Source organism: Fibrobacter sp. UWEL (genome assembly GCF_900142535.1).
Classification (GTDB): Bacteria; Fibrobacterota; Fibrobacteria; order Fibrobacterales; family Fibrobacteraceae; genus Fibrobacter.
Genome location: NZ_FRBE01000001.1, coordinates 35,728 through 54,061 on the forward strand (window position 1 = coordinate 35,728; position 18,334 = coordinate 54,061).

The 18,334-nt window shown below is 48.7% G+C and carries 17 protein-coding genes and 2 tRNA genes; 6 read left to right on the top strand and 13 right to left on the bottom strand.

Annotated elements, in window-relative coordinates:
- Positions 1-4: 4 nt before the first annotated feature.
- The gene (locus BUB59_RS00145) at positions 5-1,543 is read left to right on the top strand and encodes an FISUMP domain-containing protein (protein WP_143160149.1); all 1,539 of its coding nucleotides are present in this window, start codon (positions 5-7) and stop codon (positions 1,541-1,543) included.
- A gap of 3 nt (positions 1,544-1,546) precedes the next feature.
- On the opposite strand, the gene BUB59_RS00150 is transcribed toward BUB59_RS00145, so the two are convergent.
- Positions 1,547-2,038 (bottom strand): hypothetical protein, encoded by a 492-nt coding sequence (locus tag BUB59_RS00150; RefSeq protein ID WP_073224470.1) that lies wholly within the window; start codon positions 2,036-2,038, stop codon positions 1,547-1,549.
- Between the two features lie 54 nt (positions 2,039-2,092).
- Here BUB59_RS00150 and BUB59_RS00155 point away from each other — a divergent pair, with 54 nt between their 5' ends.
- The 4 genes from BUB59_RS00155 (at position 2,093) to BUB59_RS00170 (ending at position 6,481) form a co-directional block, all read left to right on the top strand.
- Entirely contained in the window at positions 2,093-2,788 is a 696-nt protein-coding gene (locus tag BUB59_RS00155; protein ID WP_083540086.1) for an FISUMP domain-containing protein, read from the top strand.
- A 301-nt stretch (positions 2,789-3,089) separates the two neighbouring features.
- On the top strand, positions 3,090-4,661 hold the full coding sequence (leuA2, locus tag BUB59_RS00160; RefSeq protein WP_234979875.1) for a 2-isopropylmalate synthase LeuA2: 1,572 nt from the start codon (positions 3,090-3,092) through the stop codon (positions 4,659-4,661).
- A gap of 29 nt (positions 4,662-4,690) precedes the next feature.
- A complete protein-coding gene (locus BUB59_RS00165) occupies positions 4,691-5,041 on the top strand; it encodes a hypothetical protein (protein ID WP_073224474.1) in 351 nt (116 codons plus the stop codon).
- Between the two features lie 102 nt (positions 5,042-5,143).
- Positions 5,144-6,481 (top strand): pyridoxal phosphate-dependent aminotransferase, encoded by a 1,338-nt coding sequence (locus tag BUB59_RS00170; RefSeq protein ID WP_234979876.1) that lies wholly within the window; start codon positions 5,144-5,146, stop codon positions 6,479-6,481.
- A gap of 4 nt (positions 6,482-6,485) precedes the next feature.
- Here BUB59_RS00170 and BUB59_RS00175 read toward each other — a convergent pair whose 3' ends face one another.
- The 8 genes from BUB59_RS00175 to BUB59_RS00210 all read right to left on the bottom strand — a co-directional run bounded on the left by BUB59_RS00175 (position 6,486) and on the right by BUB59_RS00210 (position 14,011).
- Positions 6,486-7,307, bottom strand: a complete 822-nt coding sequence (locus BUB59_RS00175) for a hypothetical protein (RefSeq protein WP_073224477.1) — start codon at positions 7,305-7,307, stop codon at positions 6,486-6,488.
- Positions 7,308-7,379: 72 nt separating this feature from the next.
- Entirely contained in the window at positions 7,380-8,420 is a 1,041-nt protein-coding gene (gene mqnE, locus BUB59_RS00180) for an aminofutalosine synthase MqnE (protein ID WP_073224479.1), read from the bottom strand.
- Positions 8,421-8,600: 180 nt separating this feature from the next.
- Positions 8,601-8,674 (bottom strand) — tRNA-Met (locus BUB59_RS00185).
- A 59-nt stretch (positions 8,675-8,733) separates the two neighbouring features.
- On the bottom strand, positions 8,734-9,927 hold the full coding sequence (locus tag BUB59_RS00190; RefSeq protein ID WP_073224481.1) for a CDP-alcohol phosphatidyltransferase family protein: 1,194 nt from the start codon (positions 9,925-9,927) through the stop codon (positions 8,734-8,736).
- A gap of 30 nt (positions 9,928-9,957) precedes the next feature.
- The gene (gene recN / locus BUB59_RS00195) at positions 9,958-11,607 is read right to left on the bottom strand and encodes a DNA repair protein RecN (RefSeq protein WP_073224483.1); all 1,650 of its coding nucleotides are present in this window, start codon (positions 11,605-11,607) and stop codon (positions 9,958-9,960) included.
- A gap of 51 nt (positions 11,608-11,658) precedes the next feature.
- Positions 11,659-12,405, bottom strand: coding sequence for a tRNA (guanosine(46)-N7)-methyltransferase TrmB (gene trmB, locus BUB59_RS00200; RefSeq protein ID WP_073224919.1), 747 nt, complete (start codon positions 12,403-12,405; stop codon positions 11,659-11,661).
- 34 nt (positions 12,406-12,439) lie between these two features.
- On the bottom strand, positions 12,440-13,330 hold the full coding sequence (locus BUB59_RS00205; RefSeq protein ID WP_073224485.1) for an MBL fold metallo-hydrolase: 891 nt from the start codon (positions 13,328-13,330) through the stop codon (positions 12,440-12,442).
- A 90-nt stretch (positions 13,331-13,420) separates the two neighbouring features.
- Positions 13,421-14,011 carry a hypothetical protein gene (locus tag BUB59_RS00210; RefSeq protein WP_073224487.1) on the bottom strand — a complete coding sequence of 197 codons (591 nt, stop codon included), beginning with the start codon at positions 14,009-14,011 and terminating at the stop codon, positions 13,421-13,423.
- A gap of 184 nt (positions 14,012-14,195) precedes the next feature.
- Between BUB59_RS00210 and BUB59_RS00215 the strand changes: the two genes are divergently transcribed.
- Positions 14,196-15,002 (top strand): exodeoxyribonuclease III, encoded by an 807-nt coding sequence (locus BUB59_RS00215; RefSeq protein ID WP_073224489.1) that lies wholly within the window; start codon positions 14,196-14,198, stop codon positions 15,000-15,002.
- A 209-nt stretch (positions 15,003-15,211) separates the two neighbouring features.
- Here the strand turns inward: BUB59_RS00215 and BUB59_RS00220 are convergent, their stop codons facing one another.
- From BUB59_RS00220 to BUB59_RS00235, 4 genes are all read right to left on the bottom strand, one after another.
- The gene (locus tag BUB59_RS00220) at positions 15,212-16,273 is read right to left on the bottom strand and encodes a polyamine ABC transporter substrate-binding protein (RefSeq protein ID WP_073224491.1); all 1,062 of its coding nucleotides are present in this window, start codon (positions 16,271-16,273) and stop codon (positions 15,212-15,214) included.
- Between the two features lie 106 nt (positions 16,274-16,379).
- The gene (locus tag BUB59_RS00225) at positions 16,380-17,201 is read right to left on the bottom strand and encodes an ABC transporter permease (protein WP_073224493.1); all 822 of its coding nucleotides are present in this window, start codon (positions 17,199-17,201) and stop codon (positions 16,380-16,382) included.
- Positions 17,194-18,093, bottom strand: a complete 900-nt coding sequence (locus tag BUB59_RS00230) for an ABC transporter permease (RefSeq protein WP_073224495.1) — start codon at positions 18,091-18,093, stop codon at positions 17,194-17,196. The genes BUB59_RS00225 and BUB59_RS00230 overlap by 8 nt, the downstream gene beginning before the upstream one ends.
- A gap of 120 nt (positions 18,094-18,213) precedes the next feature.
- Positions 18,214-18,285: transfer RNA gene (locus BUB59_RS00235), tRNA-Thr, on the bottom strand.
- Positions 18,286-18,334 lie beyond the last annotated feature (49 nt).

An 18,334-nucleotide genomic window follows, 5' to 3' on the forward strand; every position in this document is an offset into this window, starting at 1 on the left:
CGTTATGAAAAAGAGTGTTCTCTCTCTCGTTATTGCTTTTGCTGTTTTTTTGTTGTGTGCTTGTGGAGAAGAATCCGCAAAGCCTAATGAAGTTCCCGGTCAAACTGTAACGGACACGCTCTACGTAGATGTTTTTGATACGGTTGTTGTGGATAGTATAGATACGGTCTATGTGGATCGATACCATGATGTGAACGTCCGTGATACGGTTTATGAAGATCCTGACTGCGAGACTAAAGAAGTTGATGGAATGGTCACCATTTCCTGTGGCAAAAAAAATGTTTTTGTTTACAAGGGGTCTTGTGATTCTGTAAGCTTTGATCCAGCAAAGAACTTTTGCTACGAAGGCAAAATTTTAGACTTCTGCGAAGGCTTTGCATACAATCCAGAAAGATTTTTCTGTTACGACGACGTCGTCTATCCTCTATGTGGCGGAAAAACATATGATCCTAGAGATTTTAAATGCTTGAGTGGTAAACTTGAGCAGGTTTGTAACGGGGAGGAGTTTGATGGTTCCACTCATTTCTGCTCTGAACGCAAACTTTATGAATTGTGCAATGGTAAGGATTTTTCTCCTTCAACAGAATTCTGTTTCGACAAAAGGATTGTTTCCGAAAAATGCGGTGGGGAAGCCTATGATCTTGAAAAGGAATTCTGTCATGAAAATGGCGTATACCCTTTCTGCAATGGAGCTGGCTACAATGCGACTGAAATTATCTGCGTCAACGGAATGTTTATGAAACGCTGTGAGGGCGTTTTGCTTGATGAAACGAAAAATTTCTGCTATGAAAACAAACAATACGAATTGTGTGGCGGAGAACCTTATATTCCGAATGTAACTGCCTGCGTGGATGATAAGGTTGCAATCATTTGCGATGGAACTTTTATTACTGCAGATGAACAAAAAGACAAGTATTGCCAGAATGGAAAGAAGGTTGCGGAAAGAGGATCTCTTCTGGATGAACGTGATGGCCAGACCTACGGAACTGTGGTGATTGGAACCCAGACGTGGATGTCCGAAAACTTGAATTATCGTGCTATCATGAGTACGGATGATTACGACTCCTTAAGTTTCTGTTCGGAGGAATTACCGAATTCTTGTGATGGCTATGGTCGCTTGTATCTGTTTGATGCAGCCATTGCCGGCGTTGAACGTGATGAAATTGCTGACGGCAATTTCCAGGGGATTTGTCCTGAAGGTTGGCATTTGCCAGATACCAGTGAATTTCGCATTATGGTTGAATTCGTTGGTGGGGAAGAAAATGCTCTGACGAGTTTGCGCACGACTACGGGTTGGGTAGATGGCTACGATGATGATGGTAGGAACGTTCCTGGCTCTGATCAGTTCGGCTTTTCCGCAATGGGCTCTGGCGTATGGGAAAAGGGGTACTCGTCAAATGCATATCTCCATACAGGCTTCTGGACCAAGGTGGGGCCGTATTATTTAGATATTCGTACGAAGAGGGATGAACCTGGGGTTTTCATCAAGCCCTATGGATATGAACATGCTCGTTCAATCCGATGCGTAAAGGATGAATCCTGATTTTTAAATAGCCTGAAGCAATAATTTGGCGGCGTCGGATTGTAGGTATTCCTGCTCCAGCGCTGCCATTTTTTCGTTACGGTGGTTGGTTCGTTCGGCGTAAATCTTTTTGCCGCTGTTATAGAACCACAGGTCGAATTCCTCGTTCACTACTTCGTAATCGGAACCGCCGTTAAAAACGTTGGCAACACCGTAGACTTCGTGATCCTTGCAAAGCAGGACGGAACATCCTAAAATCATGGAAAGGTTTAGACAGGCCTGTTCCAGCGTGGAGACGTCAATGTCATCATTGTTCATGGAAAACAGGATGATCACTTTCTGCGGGGTCCCCTTTTCGTCCAGTTCGCAGGGCATGAGCTTTGCATGGAAACCGATATTTTCAAAATCCTGGTGAGCCCAGGTAATTTTCGTGAGAAACTTCTTGATGTTCTCTACGTCAATGACTTGATCAACTTCGGGGAAAATGCGGCCGCTAATGGTGTATTCGTGTTCCATGGCCCTAATGTAGTAAACTATATTTTTATCCAGATTTAATTGTTAGGAGTTTTTATGAAAAGATTGTGTTCAGTTGTCCTTTCCGTATTTGCCATGGGTTTGGTGGCTTGCGGAGATAGTTCCCCGTCTTCAAGCGACGGCAATGGTTCTGCAGGCGGAACAAGCAAGTGCTCCGTTACGGTGAATGCCTGTCCTGAAACCCTGCCGGAAGGTTCCGTCTGTGATGCCCGTGACGGTCTGGTTTATAAGACTGTCACTATTGGTACTCAAACTTGGACTGCCCAGAATGCAAACTACTGCACGGGTACCAACTGGTGTTACGATAATAAGGCTGCCAACTGTGAAAAGTATGGCCGCCTCTACACTTGGAAATCTGCCAAGAGTGCCTGTCCTGATGGATTCCATCTTCCCGTCAAAGAGGAATGGAATGCTCTTGATGATTATGTTACTGCAGAAACGGGAAATCTGAATTACTCTCTTCGAGGAGCGGAAACCTGGACTCATGAAATGAGTACGCCTGGCGGTGATAAGTTCGGCTTTAATGCGTTGGCCGGTGGTCATTATGAAAAAGCATGGGGCTTTAATGATATTGGATTTAAAGCTTATTTCTGGTCGAACGATATTGACCCGACCAGTAATTCTCAACATCCTACAGCCTTGATTAGCTTTCTTTCTGGTTTTGGTACTGTCATGGGCGTGGGGAACAGCTTTACGGATTCAGGCCTTTCCGTTCGCTGTGTAAAGGACTAGCTTTGGGTCCCCTTGCCAAATTGAATCCCCCTTGCTATATTCCTGAACATGAAGATGATTACCCTAGAACTACTAAGCTTGCGACTTACGGATTTGTGTCCGGAAGCGGTTGCTTACGTATGTTGAATGGTAAATCAGTGATTCGGTTTTAAAGCTAGAATTCAAGAGATTTAACAATAAACAAGCCCGCTTCCCATGGAATGCGGGTTTTTGTTTTTCTAAAAAAGCTATCTTTATGCCGAAAAACTAAAGACTTTGCGTTCCCGGTGAAAACCTTAGGGAAGCGGCAAGGAGATAAAAGATGAATTGTATGATGGATTGCGCCGATCAGGCCAGAAAACCGTTTTTCTATGATGTCACGCTGCGTGATGGTAACCAGGCTTTGCCCAAGCCTTGGAATAATGCTCAGAAGAAGGATGTGTATCTCCAGCTGTTGAAGCTGGGCGTCCAGGGTGCCGAAGTGGGCTTCCCGGCTTCTAGCGAAATGGATTTTGAATCTGTAAAGGAATTGGCTCAGCTCACTGCCGAAATGGCTGCCGCAGGTGACGAAGTTGCCCAGAAGGTGGTGGTTGCCGGTCTTGCCCGTTGCGTCCCCAGTGATATTCAGCGCTGCTGGGAAGCGGTTCAGTATGCTCCCAATCCTCGTATCCATACTTTCTTGGCTACTAGCCCTCTGTCCATGGAACATGTGCTGCACATGACTCCGGAACAGGTGAAGGCTCGCGCCGTGGATTGTGTGAAGCTGGCCAAGTCCCTGGTGGGCGACCGCGGTACTGTGGAATTCAGCTGCGAACATTTTGGTGACTGCCTGGAAAACATGGATTTCGTCATTGACGTTTTGAAGGCTGTAGTGGAAGCTGGTGCAACTACCTTGAATCTGCCCAATACCGTGGAACGTTACCGTCCCATGCTGTACATCAGCCAGATTAAGCAGGTTTATGATGCTCTGCCCAAGAATGTGACCATTTCTGTTCACTGTCATAACGACCTGGGCATGGCTACTGCAGCCACCGTGGAAAGCTTCTTCGTGGGTGCAACCCAGCTGGAAGTGGCCTTGAATGGTCTGGGTGAACGTTGCGGTAACACCAATTTCTACGAAGTTGCTCTGGGCCTGCACAACTCCGGCGTGGACACCGGCCTGCATCTGGATCGCATTTACGAAACCGCCATCCTGATTTCTCAGTGGTCTGGCATTAGCATTTATAGCCGTGCTCCGTTGATCGGTGCCGAAGCTATCGTACATCGTAGCGGCATCCATCAGGATGGCGCAAGCAAGACCAAGGATATGAAGAAGGGTGCATACCGCCCCATCGACTACTCCATCATTGGCCGTCACCAGAACGACTCCCTCAGCTTTACCAGCCAGAGCGGTCGTACTGCCGTGTACGAAATCATCACCAAGTTTGGCTACAAGATGAGTCTCTCCGAAGCTGCTGAACTGCAGCCCATCCTGAAGGCTTACAGCGAAAAGGAAGGGGAACTCAGCGCCGAACGTGTGCTGGATGTTTTCCGTGAACAGCGCGTTAACGTCAATGGCCGCCTGATCTTCAACAATGTGGAAGTGGTGCCCGACGAAAACCGTTTCGTGTTCCATTTCAAGAAGGACAAGGAAGCCGTTATCAAGTCCATTACGGCAGAAGGTCCTATCGAAGCAGGCTTGTTGCTCATGCGCGAAATCGGTATGCCGGTGGAACTGGTGAAGTACCGCCAGGTTGTGGTTCCCGAAAAGGATACCCTGTGGGCCGGTCGTGGTCTGAGCCGCATTGTGCTGAAGGCTAACGGCAAGGAAGTGGAAGGCCGCGGTGTGTCTAGCGATACCCTCAAGGCAAACATGCGCGCCCTGTTCGGTGGCGTGAACTTGTTGTACAAGTAAGCGTCGAAGAATCCAATCCGTAGGTATTTATGTTTGCACGACTGACGAATCCAATTAAGCGAAAAGTCGATGGAGCCAAGGCGAAAGTCCATGGCTTCGTGGATCCGATTAAGTCGGCTACCTGTACTTTGCTGGGTAAGATTCCCATGCCGAAGCTGTCCGGTTCTAATCCGCAGGACGGTTCCGCTGGTGATTCTGAAAACGGTGAGGCTCAAGCGCCTAAAGGTCTTCTTGCTCGCTTAAAAGCGTTCAAGCAGTCTCTGAAGGACATGAGCGACTTGCAGAAGATCATTCTGCTGACTATCGCTGTTTGTGTTCCTGCGGGAATCTTGATTTCCACCATTTTGGTGGGATTCATCAAGAAACAAAAGAAGAAATAAGTTTAACGTCATTGCGAGGAGCGAAGCGACGTGGCAATCCAGGGCGTTAAATTATCAGATCGTCTTCCGAAGGACTTGACCCCAAGTCCTTTTTTTGCTGAATTGGAAAAGACGAAGGCTCAGGTGGCTGCAGAATGTGCCGCTGGTAGTTGCGCCGCGCTCATTGATATGACCGTCAGTTCGCCTGTCCGCGTTGGACTGCCGGTAGAGTTGGACTCCGCGGTTGATGAAGCTCGCAAACAGTTCGGCCATTGGTCTCCGGACGCCTCCGGATGGCGTGAGGCCCGTGAAGCAGTTGCTCGCTATTACAAGGAACGTGGGGGAGTGTTCACTCCCAATCAGGTCATCGTTACCGCCAGTACCAGCGAAGCCTACTCCGTATTATTCAAGACCTTCTGCAATCCCGGTGACGCCATTTTGACGCCCATGCCTGGCTACCCGCTGTTGGATACGTTGGCTCAGCTGGAACATCTGGAATGTGCGCCATACTTCTTGAAGTTAATTCGCGAGAAACCTCGCCGCACTTTGGCGCAGTTGAAAGCTGACGTTGAGGGTGTAGGCGGTCGCGAAAATGCCCCACAGTTCCGCTTCGTGCTGGATACGGACAGTCTGCTGGCCGCTCCCGAAAATGCACGCATCCTTCTGTTGGTTTCACCCCATAATCCCACGGGGCACATTGTCTCCCTGCAGGAATGGAACGAAGTGGTTCGCTTCTGCGAAGAGAACAATTTGGTCCTAGTGGTGGATGAAGTCTTCGGCGACTACGGCTTTAGCGATGAAGTCAAACGCAGCTGGCAGTACTTGACCCGCGAAACGTGTCATCCTCGCGAAGGCGAGGATCTAGATGCTAGATTCCCGGTCAAGCCGGGAATGACAAGTTCATCAGAATCGGAAATGGCGAATGAGGATTATTTCGACTGTGGTGGAAATGATTTTGTTTTCGCGCCTGTTGATGGTCCCAAGTGTCCTATCTTCTGGCTCAATGGGTTAAGTAAGGCGGTGGGCGCTCCCCAGCTGAAGTTCGGCTGGATGGCGTTCTATGCCCCTCGGGAACATTTTGAGGAAATTCGTGCTGCTCTTGAATTTGTGGAAGACGCTTACCTGAGTGCCTCTTCCTGCGCCCAGTCTCTGGCGGCTCCGCTCCTGGCGAACTCTTCTCATTACGAGACCTTGGTGACCCAACGACTCAAACAAAATTGGGAAACGCTATGCAATGCGTTCCCCAGCAAGTATTGTCCCAAGGTTTTGGGTGGTTGGTATGCGGTTCTCCACTTAGGAGATGATGACGAAGAATTGACTCTTCGACTGTTGCGCGAAAAGCATGTGTTGGTTCAGCCCGGTTTCTTCTTTGATTTTGAAGAGGATGGATGGGTTGTCGTTAGTTTGTTGCAAGAACCCTCATTGTTCTCCCAGGCCGTTCAAAGAATCCAGAGTTTGTAATTTACTAGCTCATAAGGAAAATTCTTTTTTCGGGGTTGTCGAAATCTTCGTTTAAAAGATTGCAACGTAGATCGTTTGTTTCGGGTTTGTTGAATACAATCCAAATTAGGACCGTGCCGCTTCGATTGCCTGCATCCCAGAAAATAGCCATCCAGAAGGGTTGATGCCTCTTGTTTCCTGCAGCGGGGAGTCGCACTTCGTACCATTGGGAATGACAGCCCATTTCGTTGGAATTCAACTCTGTCAAATGTTTGGCCCATTTTTTCTGTTCTAGATATTCTCCAAAATCCTGGTAATCCTCCCAGTCAAAATCGGAGGTAAGGAAGATGTCGTACACTAGGTGAGGATTGGGACCGAATAGATATACATTCCAGGGCAGAGGTTTCATCACCGTGTCTAGAATTTGTTTGGTGGGCTTGCCTTCAATACTGATGTAGACTTCTCCCTGGCGGCCGTCGCCACTTTTGTGGAACATAAAGAAATTCATTTCAGTTTCCGTGACACCCGATTGTTTCCAGAAAATTTTCGTATTCGGTTCAGCGCCTGCGCGCATGCTGGAACAACAACCATATTCCGAAGGCTTTTCGTTGGGCTGTCGACTAGTCAGTGTTCCCAGAAGTTCCGTCAATTCCATGTGGGGCATGTTACGGGGAAGCTCGCGCTTACTTGAGTCCACGTTGTCGGAACTGTAGGAACTCTCTGGAACATGCTCTGTTGAGATAGCGGAGGTTAGAAGATTCACCTTGTACAGACAGAATGCGGTAAGGCCTACCATGACAATTTGCAGCAGAACGAAAAATGTCTTGAATAAAAAATGACGATTCATAAATCCCTCGATATTATTATCGTAGGTGATTTGTAAATCGTCAAAAAGTCTGCCGATTATTCGACAGGACTGTTAATTAAAACGCTCGTAGAGGGCGTCGCGTTCCACCGGTTCTAGGCCTTCGTTCAGAATAAGGTTCTTCATTCGTTCCGGACTCATCCCAACGGGTACCTTGGCGCCGGCGGCATGAGTGATTTTTTCTTCGATGATGGTGCCGTCCAGATCGCTTGCTCCGGAGTGAAGAGCCTTCATGGCGGTTTCAATACCCATCTGGATCCAGTATGCCTTGATGTGAGGGAAGTTGTCTAGGAACAAGCGAGCTACGGCAATCGTACGGAGAATGTCTTCCTGGGACGTCATCTCGGGTACAATATTGTGAAGGGCATTGTGCTCCGGATGATAAACCAGAGGGATGAACGCAAAGAAACCGGGAGCTTCGTCCTGCAGGTCGCGGAGCATCTTCATATGGGCGATGCGGTGTTCCGGCTTTTCGATGTGGCCGAACAGCATGGTTGCGTTGGTGGGAATGCCAATCTTGTGGGCTGCGCGATGCACGTCCAGCCATTCTTCGCCGGTTTCCTTACCCGGGCAAATCTGATCGCGGATGTCCTGTACTAGAATTTCGGCACCGCCACCAGGAAGCGCATCAAGACCGGAGGCTTTTAGAGTTTCCATAATCTGCAGGGGCGTCTGTCCAGAGATTTTTGCAAAGTGTGCAATTTCTACGGCGGTAAATGCCTTCAGGTTCACCTTGGGGAATTCCTGACGGAGCTTGCGGAGCATTTCGATGTAGTAATCGAAGGGATGGTCCGGATGAAGACCGCCGACAATATGGAGCTCGCGGGCTCCACCTTCAATGGCGAACGCTGCCTTGTCGCGAATAGTGGGGTAGTCCCAGTCATAAGCCGTGGGGCTATCCTTCTTGATCTTGCTGAAGGCGCAGAACTTGCAATGCAGAACACAAACGTTGGTGTAGTTGATCTGACGGTTATTCACCCAGTAAACGGACTTCCCGTGACGACGTTCCTTTTCTGCATTGGCGCGAGCACAAAGCTCGTCCAAGGGGGCGTTCAAAAACAAATCAAGAGCTTCTTCTTCAGACATTCGAGACATATCCCAAATGTAGAAAATAGGTAAAGGAATGTACGTCCAGCCCTGCACTAAGTGAGTGGGAGTCTACTGTAAAGGATTGGGGGCCTGCAGTAAAAGGAAGGGGATCCAAGGGGAGGGAATATTTTCCCTCCCCTTGTTCCAAACAAAAAGTCCAGCTAAAAAGCTGGACTTTTTGTGTAGTAGCGGGGGCAGGACTTGAACGCTGCGACCTCCGGGTTATGAGCCCGACGAGCTACCAACTGCTCTACCCCGCGTCGAAGTGACTCCATATATAGAAAAACCCTCTAGCTATGTCAAGGGTTTTTGTAAAGAATTATACGAACTTCTTCAGAATATGCTTGCTGGATACGAAATAATCCACGCCGCTCAGCACCGTAACTGTGGTAATGACGCCCATTACGATGGTGGGGAAATAGCTCCAAATGTCGTTAAATCCAGGAATCAGAGCTCGCACCGGATCAATGGCTCCTAAAAGAATTGCCACGATGCCCATTCCCTGGAGTGCGGTCTTCCACTTGCCGCTACGGCGGGCCGGCATAATCAAACCTTCACTTGCTGCAAGAGTACGTAGGGTTTCCACGCTGGATTCACGGAAGTAAATCACCGCTACCATCCACACGGGGGCATAACCCGTAGCGATAAAGCACATGAAAATAGTCATATTGGAAATCTTGTCGCTGAACGGATCAAGATATTTACCCAAGGTACTTACTTCTCCCATTGCGCGGGCCAGTTTGCCGTCCAGAAAATCGGTAAGCATAAAGCCCAGGACCATCAGCAGGGAAAGAACTTTGAATACCAGGCTGTTGTTGCTGTAATCCAAGTCGTTGTCGTAGAAGAACACCCACAGGAAGAAGGGAGTCAACACAATGCGGCTCATGGTCAGCTGGCTTGCGATAGAAAGAGGCTTGCGGTGTGCGGGATCGCGATAGTACCAGTAGGCGTATGCTGCGGTGCTGGCGCCCATAAGCAACATGGAGGTGACCATGCAAATCTGCTGGTAGTCTTCCAGATTCAAAAGATACACCGCCATAGTGACTGTGATGGAAATGTTGCAGAGTTTGCTCCAGCGTCGCTTGCGGGGGAGTTGCTTGCCTTCGCGGAGAACGCCCAGGGAGAAAAGGGTATGGGCGATTAAACGAGCTAGCAATAACACGCAGCCAACGGCCAGCAATTTTTCTGCAGAAGCTTCCTTCATCAAGTCGCGAACGAAAATGCTGGTCATGACCACAAAGGACAGCATTCCGTCAATGAAGTTCAGCCACAGCCTATAATAAGGCTTTTCCACTTCCTGGGAGTGAAGCTGGTAAAGGTTCACCCAGCCCATAATCATTGCCATTACAACGAAGGCGGTAGCTGTCTTTGCCATGCCTTGCCAGATAAAGACGATGACGGCAACAAAAACCAGCGCTCTTAGGACGCTCCAGATTCTAGTACGGAGTCTAACTTCTTCCTTTTGCTTTTCCGGAAGATTGAGAATGTCAGTTTGTTTTACTTCTTCACTCATTTTGTAACTTCTTAGAACTTGACCTAAAATCTATAAATTTTCATCAAGCAGTTGCTTGGCGTGTTCCCGAACCGTCTCGGAATCACCACCCAACATTCGGGATATTTCTGCAATACGGCCTTCTCGGTCCAATTCCACCACGGAAGTAAATGTACGTCCGTCGATTTCCTTCTTGCTGACCGCCAGCTGGTTGGCTGCACGGCTTGCAACCTGATGCAAGTGGGTGATGGTCAAAACCTGGTGGTGCTTGCCCAAGTTGCGGAGGGCTACCCCAATACTGTTGCCTACTTCGCCGCTAATACCGGAATCCACTTCGTCAAAAATCAGCAGGGGAACCTTGTCCAGTTCCGCCATGACACTCTTGATGGCTAGCAACAGACGGGAAAGTTCACCGCCGGAGACTGCCTTCTGCAAACTCTTGCGGCCTTCGCCCGGGTTGGGTGCCAGCAGGAATTCGACTCGGTCTGCGCCCAGTGATGTCAATGCCTGCTTTTCAATAGAAGTACTGAATTCTGCCTTGGGCATACCCAGTGTATGCAGGATGTCGCTAACGGCACTGTCGTAACGCTTGGCTGCTTCTGTTCTTGCCGCAGTAAGCTGACCTGCAATTTTTTCCACTTCATTCAGAGTTTTCTTGGACTGACGGCCCAGTTCTTCCAGGTCGGCATCCAGATTTTCTAGGCTGGAAAGTTCTTCCTGACGCTGTTCTGTCAGGGCAATTAATCCGGAAACATCGGTACGGTACTTGCGCTTCAGTTTCTGGATTTGTGCAATGCGACTATTTGCCTTGTCAATTTCTGCAGCGCTCATGGCTGCAGACGGACGAAGTCGTTGCAAATCCTTGCAGATACTTTCGAAGGGGTCGTAAACTTCTTCCAAAGCCTTCAAGTCTTCTTCATAATTCGGGCACTTGATTGCCAGAGAATGCATCTTGGATTGCAGAATCTGCATCTGGTCCAACAAGCCGTTCTCGCCAGCGAGCATTCCCTGGATTTCATTGAGAAGACGGTGTTCCGCTTCGCTCTTGCTTGCGCTATTGACCTTGTCTTCCAGGGCTTCTTCTTCACCTTCTTTCAAGGCGGCCTTGGAAAGTTCGTCGTACTGGAATTTCAGGAAGTCTTTTTGTGCAGCGAGATTCTTTGCTCGTTCTTCTGTCTCGGAAATCTTATTCTGGATTTCGTTCCACTGGAGCCACAGCTTGGTGTATTCTTCAAGTAACGGGCTGTTGCCTGCGTAGTCGTCCAGCATCTTAACGTGGGTACGTGTATCGCGGAGCAATAGCTGCTCGCTCTGTCCATGCATCTGGATCAACTCTTCGCCCAGTCGCTGTAAGTCGGACAGGTTCACCATAGAGCCGTTGACGCGGGCACGGCCCTTACCGCTTTCCGTTACTTCACGGCGGATTACCAGTTCGTCGTCCGGATCAATTCCCATATCTTCAAGAATTTTCTGGACTTGCGGTTCTTCGCTAATATCGAAAGTCGCTTCTACAACAGCTTTCTCTTCGCCAGTGCGGACCATGGAACCTTGGGCCTTGTCGCCGCAAACGATTCGCAGGGCACGAAGCAGTACGGACTTACCCGCACCAGTTTCACCAGTGATGGCTGTAAATCCCTTGCGGAAAGGAACTTCCGCCTGGGCAATCAAAGTAAAACCGTTAATAGAAAGTGACTTCAACATAGTGCAAATAAACTAGAAAAAATCAAGTGTCAGGAAATGACAATTAGAATTTTATTTCTCGAACTCCACGATGCTGCGATAAATGGGGCGGCCTTCCTTGCGGTACTTCTTTTCGAAACCGGTCATGATGCCTTCTGTAGGTTCAGCTTCATTACGAACCAGAACCTTACAGCCGGGGAAATTGTCAAACACTTCTAGGGCTACTTCGTTGTATTCCTTGTGGTCGGTACCCCAGTAGAAAATTCTCTTGCCGGGCTTCAGCACGCGAGCCACCTGTTCCAAAAAGTCGGGGCGGAGCAAGCGGTTCTTGTGGTGGCGTTCCTTGGGCCACGGATCCGGGAAATACATGTGGAATGCGTCCACGGTGTTGTCCTTTACGGCATCACGGAGGAAGTAGAACACGTCACCGCGAAGCATGCTTGCGTTTTCCAGAACGCCAGCCTTGTTCATCTTGCGCTGGGCGAATGCTGCCCAGGTGTAGTCCCATTCGCTACCCATGATGTAATAGTCCGGGTGCTTTGCTGCATAGTCAGAAATGAAGCTGCCCTTGCCGGAACCGATTTCCACTTCGATGTGGTCGTTATGGCCGGGGAACATGTCCTTCCAGTCAAAGTCCAACTTGTGGGGGAGTCCATCGGGTGTGGCGATGGGCTTGCGGTCTCCGTTGGTACGGAACACGTAGTGCCAGAGGCTCTTTGCGTTTTCGTCTTCCTTCAGGTCACGGAAAAATTCCGGAATGACCACTTCCTTTTCAACGGCTTCTTCGCCTTCAACGATTTCGATTTTTTCTTCACTCATATTATTTACCATTCTTCATCTTTCACAATTCATTTTAAAGCAGGACGACAATGCGGTCCATAAACTTTTCCGGAATGCTCTTCGCGATCACGTCACGAATGTAGCGGTCCGAATACTTCATGGAAAAATGACTTAGGATAATCTTTTCGCACTTCACGCTATCGCCCATTTCATTCAGGGCCTTCACGATGTCGTTAATGTGGCTGTGTCCCTTCTTTACGCTCATGGATTCATCTTCCGGCGAAAGGAAAGTACATTCTGTAATCAGGACCTTGGACTGGAAAACTCGATAGTTGTCCAGCAGGCTTTCTCCCATACAGTCTCCCATGAAACTGACCAGAGGGTCGTAAACTTCACGGGTGATTTCCACCTTGTTTTTGCGATGTTCAATCAGCTCCGCCGGAGTACAATTCAGGAATTCATCCTTCAGTTTTCTTTTGTAATGGTAAAGGGTTCCGCCCATAGCGGGGATGGAATGCTTTACCTCAAAAACTTCCAGGGCAAGGTCCTTGCGGTAATCCAGGAAACGCATTTCGTTGGGACTTACCGGGACGATGTTGGGATACCTGAACTTGTTTTCGGGAACCCCTTCAAACATGGCTTCTGCGCGGATCCATTCCTTGGCGCCTTCGCAGATAAAATCCGGCATGTAGTAGATGCTGTCTCGTTCCACGCCCATCATCTTGCGAAGGCTGTGGTGACGCATGAGGCAACGGCCGTGATCCCCGTGGGCGTGCGTTAGGAATACGTGATTGATGGATGTTGCGGATAGGGGACATTCTCCCATATCGATGCAAAAATCCAACTCGGGCATCTGTAAGTAGGTGGCAAGACCCGAAATGGAAAAGCCGGCAACGGATGTGCAGGATGTGTCTACATGGACCTGCCTGAGGGCGTTGTGGATATGTTTATTTTCGGTTGCCATAAATGCCTTAAATTCTCGTTTTACGGGGCAAATTTAGCAAAAAAAAGGCCCCCTTATGGGGGACCTTTTCTAAACTGAGGCAAGAAGTGCTTACTTTGCTCTTCTCTTCTGTTCGTCAGCGACCAACTTGTCGTAATCAGCGCAACTCATGGTTTCAATGTGGTTACCCATAGCGCGGTTACGAGTTCTTTCCTTACCCTTCTTTTCGGGGATACGGAAGCAGAAATTATAGTTGGTACCCATATCGGTGGGAATGCCCATCTTGAAAATACGGATTCGATCAGACTTGCTGGTGTAAATTTCGTGGTAGTCGTAGGTATTCTTGATCTTTTCCAGTCGCTTATCCTGGTTGAACAGAATTTCGTTAGTGATAGGACCGTCCAGATAAATCGGCAGAGAGTTCTGGAAACGGAGTTCCATCTTGTCGCCACTCTTCACGATGGAAGTTTCCTGAGGCTTGATCAGGTAGCGCTGTTGAGGAACGTTTTTATAGGCCAGGGTACGAACCGTGCGGACGCCGCACATTTCGCGCATATCAGGCTGCTCCACAAAGTCGATGTCGCGGCAAATCGGGGGAAGGTTGGTAGGAACTTCCAAGTTTTCGCCATTATTAGAGCCAGCGCAGCCGGCCATGAGAGAGAGCATTACAATGCTAGAGAGCAGCAAAATTTTAGATTTCATGGTTTTAAATATACATTATAATTTGCTTATGTAAATTTTTTTTGTGCAATAATGTTTAAAAGTTTGTGGAAAAATTTGGGAAAAAACGAACTTTTGTAAACTTTACGTTACCTTCTCTTTTGTGTCCTTGCGCTGACAAATTAAATAGCTATAATTGTGCCCCGGAATTAAGATTGGGTAACAAATGAATATTTACAGCTGGAATGTCAACGGCATTCGCTCTGCATTAAAGAAGGATTTTGAGGGCTGGTTTAACTCTGTTAAGCCCGATATCCTGTGCTTGCAGGAAGTTCGTGCCGAAAAGGACCAGATTCCCGAGAGCATTACCAAGGCGGAGGGATATACATCCTACTGGAATCCCTGTGCTCGCAAGAAGGGCTATAGCGGCGTTGGTGTATTGACTCAGATTGAGCCGGACCAGGTGAACTATGGCTTTGATATTGAAGAATTCGATTGTGAAGGTCGTGTACTCCAGCTGGTTTTCCCGGATTGGGTCCTGAACTGCATTTATTTCCCTAATGGGGGCTCCGGCAATGACCGACTGGATTACAAGTTGCGTTTTTACGACGCCTTCTTGGAAAATTGCAAGCGCTGGATCAGTAACGGCAAGCATGTGGTTACCGTAGGCGACTACAATACCTGCCACAAGGAAATCGATATTGCCCGTCCCAAGGAAAACGAAAACGTCAGTGGCTTCCTGCCCATTGAACGTGCCTGGATGGACAAGTATGTAGAAAACGGTTTTGTGGACAGCTTCCGCCAGCTGCATCCGGACCAGCGGGACATTTACTCCTGGTGGAGCAATCGCTTTGGCGCTCGTGCCCGCAACGTGGGGTGGCGCCTGGATTATGCATTTGTGGATGCAGGTCTTGCTCCCAATATCGTTGCCTCCAGTATCCATACGGATGTAAAAGGCTCGGATCACTGTCCCATTAGCATCGAACTGGAACCTCCCTTCGCTCCGCTCCCGATCAAGAGAGCCGAGGCATAACGGAACCCGGCGGCTAAATAAGCTAGTATTAAAGGAATATGAAGAAAGCCCCGCTTTAAAGCGGGACTTTCTCCGTTACCCGAAATATCTATCAAGTACGCAATCCTGAACCATCTTTCAAGTACGCGCTATCCCGAAATATCTATCAAGTACGCGTTGTGCTCCTGCGGGACTCGTTAGCGACCGGAGGTTCGTATTTCGACGACGGGCTAACGAGTCTTTACGATTGTCCAGGCTTCGTCGAAGAGTCTTGCTGCGTCTCCCGGATCCTTTAGGAATACCATACGGTCGATTTCTTCCTTGGAGGGGTTGATCACGCGGTTGTTCTTGAAGTCTTCGTCAATGACTTCCAGAGATGCCTTGTTGGGGGTAGCGTAATTGATGAACTTTGCTAGCTGGGCGCCTGTTTTCGCTTCCAGAATGTAGTTCATGAATGCGTAGGCGCCTTCCGGATTGGGAGCCTTGGCGCTTAACAGCATGGCATCAACCCACATGAAGGAGCCTTCGGTGGGAATTGCAAATTGAAGATGGGGATTTTCTTCGATGGCGGCCATTGCTTCGCCGTTAAATACGATTGCAGCCCTGTCCATCTTGGAAAGAACCTTGTCCTTGCCACCTACGGAACCATCGAAACCCAGGAAGTGGGGATCCTTCTTTGCCTGGAGAATATAATCCACAGCTTCGTTGATTTGCTTGGGGTCTACAGAGTTTGCGTCATAGCCTTTGGCCTGCAAAGCCATGGAAAGCATGGAACGGCTTTCTTCCAGCAGGCTGAAGTTACCCTTGGTCTGCTTGGGGTCAAACAGCATGGAGTAGCTGACCTTCATGGGATCAATGGTGCTATCATTATAGAGAATGCCGGTGGTTCCCCACAGGTAGGGAATGGAGTAGCTGTTGGTGGGGTCGTAGCTAGGATTCCTGAACTGGTCTGCGATATTAATGCGATTGGGGACCTTGTTGGTGTCGATTGCCTGGAGAAGTCCCAGGTGGATCATCTGCTGAATCACCACGTCACTTGCAATGATCACATCGTACTGGCTGGTGCCGGATGCCTGAAGCTTACCAATCATTTCTTCCTGGGCTTCGTAAAGTTCCAGCTGGAGCTTGTAGCCTGTTTTCAACTGGAATTCTGTTAGCATTTCCGGATCAATGTACTCACTGTAAATCATTACAGTGACCTTGGTCGGCTTTTCGGTGTTTTTTTCTTCGTTACAGCCTACGAAAAGTGCGGCTGCCAGAAGGAGGGACATTACAAGAAAAATCTTTTTCATTTATTGGCCTTTAAATGAAGGAGGATTATACTTATCAAAAAAAATACATAGAAAACCGCCTTTTTCAAAGTGAGCGGCGTCAAATAAAGCAAGTTTGTAAGATGTGTTAGGCTTTTCTCGAAAGCTTGCGTTCCTTACGGATGCCCTTGAGCACCATCAAGATCATGACGAAAAGGGTTAGGCCAAAGATGATGGAGGACAGTGCATGAATCTGGGGAGAAATACCGCGTTTCAGGGAACCGTAGATGTATAGGGGCAAAGTCTGGGATTCTGGCCCACTAGTGAAGAAACTGAGGATGAAATCGTCCAGAGATAGTGTGAACGCCAGAAGTGCTCCGGAAACAATTGCAGTAGAAAGTTGCGGGATGATAACGCGGAACCATGCTCCGGCCGTGCTTGCGTAAAGGTCGCGGGCAGCCTCGATTTGGTCCTTGCCGATGCTTACCAGACGGCTTTGTACCACGAGAACCACAAAGCTGATTTCCAGAGTGACGTGGGCGATGACCATAGTCAACATACCAGGATCAAAAATAGACGTCCAGCTGCGGAAAAGCGCGAATACGGAAACAAGAGCAATAGCCATCAGGATATCCGGCGTGACCACGGGAACGTTGATGCTCATATCGTAAAAATATTGCATCTTCTTACCCCAGGGTGTGCGGTAAATACCGATGGCGAGAATGGTTCCTAGAACGGTTGCGATTAAGGTGCTGACCACCGCAAGAATTAAAGTGTTGACGGTGGTGGTTTGCACCATGGCGTTGTCAACAAGTCCTGTGTACCAACTCAGGGTGAATCCGCCCCAGCTTTGCCCGTGCTTACTAGCGTTAAAACTCTGTTCTACCACCAGGAACATAGGGAGGTAAAGCAGGATAAAACCGATGATGGAAAGAATTACGGTAATAAAGGGAAGTTTCTTCTTAGACAAAATTCTTCCCTCCCACTCTCTGGAAAATCACAAGACTAATCACACTGCAGATAATCAATACAGAACCCAGCATGGCGCCGAAGGGCCAGTCCATGGCTGCACCGAACTGCTGCTGGATCAGGTTTCCGATCAGCATGTATTTGCCTCCGCCCAGTAGGTCGCTGATGACGTACATACCGAGACTAGGGACCAAAGTCAAGATGACGCTTGCCACAATGCCTGGCATCATCTGGGATAAAATGCCGTGATAGAAAGTACGGAAGGGACCTGCGTACAAGTCACGGCTAGCTTCCACCACGCCCCAATCCAAACGTTCAACGCTGGTGTAGAGGGGGAGGACCGCGAAAGGCAACATGGAACTGACCATGCCGATATAGACTGCAAAACTGCCCGGGTAAAGGGATTCTCCTTCGCCGATAACGCCGAAGAATCGAGCGATATCCGCAGGGAACATGTCGGGACCCAGTAAAGTCATCCAGGCGGAAGTGCGAATCACCAGGTTGGTACAGCTGGGGACCATAATGAGTGCAAAAAGAAATGCTCGCATGGATTTGCCGTGATTGGCAATCCAGAATGCCATAGGGAGACCAAAGGCGATGCAGAGAATCGTGGTGACCACTGCAATTTTCAGACTACGCCAGAGAATCAGCAGATTGTCGGGAGACCAACCGAAGGAGCTGAAGCCCACAAGGCGTCTAAGGTTCTCGATGGAAAAATCCCAGTTGATGCTGCCATAGCTTCCGCGTTGGGCAAACGCAAGAACCATCAGGAAAAGGGTAGGTAACAGCAAAAAAACTGTAAGCCACAAAATTCCGGGACCTGTTAGGAGTGCTCCGAATTTTCGCATGCGGCTGCGGGTAGTGAGTTTGCCTTCGAAAACTTCTGTCTGCATATAAAAAAGATAGTCAAATGCAGATTAAGTCGCAACTTATAAAGATGTCACAAAGGTTCCGATTTAAAAAGTTCCCCTAAAAAAGAAATCCGCCAGCACTGCTGACGGATTGTCTTGTAGAGCCCAGATCGGGAGTCGGACCCGAGACCTCTTCCTTACCAAGGAAGTGCTCTACCACTGAGCTACCTGGGCTTTTCTTAGGTGCGCCCAAATATAGTAAGAACTTCCCAGGCTGTCAATG

What these genes read in the sequence shown, in the direction of transcription:
- mqnE (WP_073224479.1), bottom strand. Translation starts at nt 8,420, where the DNA reads ATGTCTCGAATGTCTGAAGAAGAAGCTCTTGATTTGTTTTTGAACGCC.
- trmB (WP_073224919.1), bottom strand. Translation starts at nt 12,405, where the DNA reads ATGAGTGAAGAAAAAATCGAAATCGTTGAAGGCGAAGAAGCCGTTGAA.
- BUB59_RS00155 (WP_083540086.1), top strand. Translation starts at nt 2,093, where the DNA reads ATGAAAAGATTGTGTTCAGTTGTCCTTTCCGTATTTGCCATGGGTTTG.
- recN (WP_073224483.1), bottom strand. Translation starts at nt 11,607, where the DNA reads ATGTTGAAGTCACTTTCTATTAACGGTTTTACTTTGATTGCCCAGGCG.
- BUB59_RS00220 (WP_073224491.1), bottom strand. Translation starts at nt 16,273, where the DNA reads ATGAAAAAGATTTTTCTTGTAATGTCCCTCCTTCTGGCAGCCGCACTT.
- BUB59_RS00205 (WP_073224485.1), bottom strand. Translation starts at nt 13,330, where the DNA reads ATGGCAACCGAAAATAAACATATCCACAACGCCCTCAGGCAGGTCCAT.
- leuA2 (WP_234979875.1), top strand. Translation starts at nt 3,090, where the DNA reads ATGAATTGTATGATGGATTGCGCCGATCAGGCCAGAAAACCGTTTTTC.
- BUB59_RS00230 (WP_073224495.1), bottom strand. Translation starts at nt 18,093, where the DNA reads ATGCAGACAGAAGTTTTCGAAGGCAAACTCACTACCCGCAGCCGCATG.
- BUB59_RS00210 (WP_073224487.1), bottom strand. Translation starts at nt 14,011, where the DNA reads ATGAAATCTAAAATTTTGCTGCTCTCTAGCATTGTAATGCTCTCTCTC.
- BUB59_RS00175 (WP_073224477.1), bottom strand. Translation starts at nt 7,307, where the DNA reads ATGAATCGTCATTTTTTATTCAAGACATTTTTCGTTCTGCTGCAAATT.
- BUB59_RS00150 (WP_073224470.1), bottom strand. Translation starts at nt 2,038, where the DNA reads ATGGAACACGAATACACCATTAGCGGCCGCATTTTCCCCGAAGTTGAT.
- BUB59_RS00145 (WP_143160149.1), top strand. Translation starts at nt 5, where the DNA reads ATGAAAAAGAGTGTTCTCTCTCTCGTTATTGCTTTTGCTGTTTTTTTG.
- BUB59_RS00190 (WP_073224481.1), bottom strand. Translation starts at nt 9,927, where the DNA reads ATGAGTGAAGAAGTAAAACAAACTGACATTCTCAATCTTCCGGAAAAG.
- BUB59_RS00165 (WP_073224474.1), top strand. Translation starts at nt 4,691, where the DNA reads ATGTTTGCACGACTGACGAATCCAATTAAGCGAAAAGTCGATGGAGCC.
- BUB59_RS00215 (WP_073224489.1), top strand. Translation starts at nt 14,196, where the DNA reads ATGAATATTTACAGCTGGAATGTCAACGGCATTCGCTCTGCATTAAAG.